Below are 1555 nucleotides of genomic sequence, written 5' to 3'. Positions count from 1 at the left end.
GTCCAGGTGTCGTTGCCGGTGAGGAGGGCGGTGAGGTCGCCCTTGCCGTGTTGTTCGACGGCGGTTTCGAGTTGGTCGGCCATCTGGTTGTCGTAGACGGGGCGGTCTACGGAGCGGAAGACGCCGATGGGGGTCTGGTGGAGGGTGTCGGGGTCGGCGAGGCGGGAGAGGGCGAAGGCGGTGGTGGGGCTGGGGTTGTGTGCGTCGTGGACGAGGATGCGGTCCTGGTTGTCGTCGGTGATGGTGACGACGTTGAGGTCGCCGGTGGCCGGGTCGCGGACGACGCCTTTGGAGTGGCCGGTGCCGAAGCGGATGGGTTGTCCGTGTTCGAGGCGGATGACGGCTTCCTCGGCGCGTTGTCTGTCCTTGAGGGCGTCGAAGGCGCCGTCGTTGAAGATGTTGCAGTTCTGGTAGATCTCGACGAGGGCGGTGCCGGGGTGGGTGGCGGCCTGGCGCAGGACTTCGGTGAGGTGTTTGCGGTCGGAGTCGACGGTGCGGGCGACGAAGGAGGCTTCGGCGCCGATGGCGAGGGAGACGGGGTTGAAGGGGGCGTCGAGGGAGCCCATCGGTGTGGATTTGGTGATCTTGCCGAGTTCGCTGGTGGGGGAGTACTGGCCTTTGGTGAGGCCGTAGATGCGGTTGTTGAACAGCAGGATCTTGAGGTTGACGTTGCGGCGGAGGGCGTGGATGAGGTGGTTGCCGCCGATGGACAGGGCGTCGCCGTCGCCGGTGACGACCCAGACGGACAGGTCGCGGCGGGAGGTGGCCAGGCCGGTGGCGATGGCGGGGGCGCGGCCGTGGATGGAGTGCATCCCGTAGGTGTTCATGTAGTACGGGAAGCGGGAGGAGCAGCCGATGCCGGAGATGAAGACGATGTTCTCGCGGGCGAGGCCGAGTTCGGGCATGAAGCCCTGGACGGCGGCGAGGATCGCGTAGTCGCCGCAGCCGGGGCACCAGCGTACTTCCTGGTCGGACTTGAAGTCCTTCATGGACTGTGCGGCCTCGGCCCGGGGGACCAGCGCCAGCGCCTGGGGGGTGTGCCCCGTGGTGGGTGGCGTCGTCGTCTCAGCCATGGTGGGCGGCCTCCTTGAGAGCGGTGGCGAGCTGCTCGGCCTTGAACGGCATTCCGTTGACCTGGTTGTGGGAGTGTGCGTCGACGAGGTATTTCGCGCGGAGGAGGGTGGCGAGCTGTCCGAGGTTCATCTCGGGGACGATCACCTTGTCGTAGTGGTGCAGGACCTCGCCGAGGTTGGCGGGGAAGGGGTTGAGGTGGCGCAGGTGGGCCTGGGCGATGGAGTGGCCCTGGGCGCGCAGGCGGCGGACGGCGGCGGTGATGGGGCCGTAGGTGGAGCCCCAGCCCAGGACGAGGGTGGCCGCGCCGTGGGGGTCGTCGACGGTGAGGTCGGGGACCTCGATGTTGTCGATCTTGGCTTGGCGGGTGCGGACCATCAGGTCGTGGTTGGCGGGGTCGTAGGAGATGTTCCCGCTGCCGTCCTGTTTCTCGATGCCGCCGATGCGGTGCTCGAGGCCGGGGGTGCCGGGGATGGCCCAGGGG

1 protein-coding gene and 1 pseudogene are annotated in these 1555 nt (G+C 68.1%); both read right to left on the bottom strand.

The annotated features are described in order from the left end of the window. The coding region (locus GUY61_RS38205) for a 2-oxoacid:ferredoxin oxidoreductase subunit beta (RefSeq protein WP_166634876.1) at window positions 1-1073 on the bottom strand (1073 nt) is incomplete at its 3' end. Then, window positions 1066-1555: pseudogene (locus GUY61_RS38200) on the bottom strand (2-oxoglutarate ferredoxin oxidoreductase subunit alpha); the annotation flags it as partial. The gene GUY61_RS38205 and the pseudogene GUY61_RS38200, both read right to left, overlap by 8 nt.

This window comes from Streptomyces sp. GC420 (genome assembly GCF_009916105.1).
GTDB lineage: Bacteria > Actinomycetota > Actinomycetes > Streptomycetales > Streptomycetaceae > Streptomyces.
The sequence above is the reverse complement of the archived record's forward strand: the minus strand, read 5'-3'. Positions and strand labels throughout refer to the sequence as shown.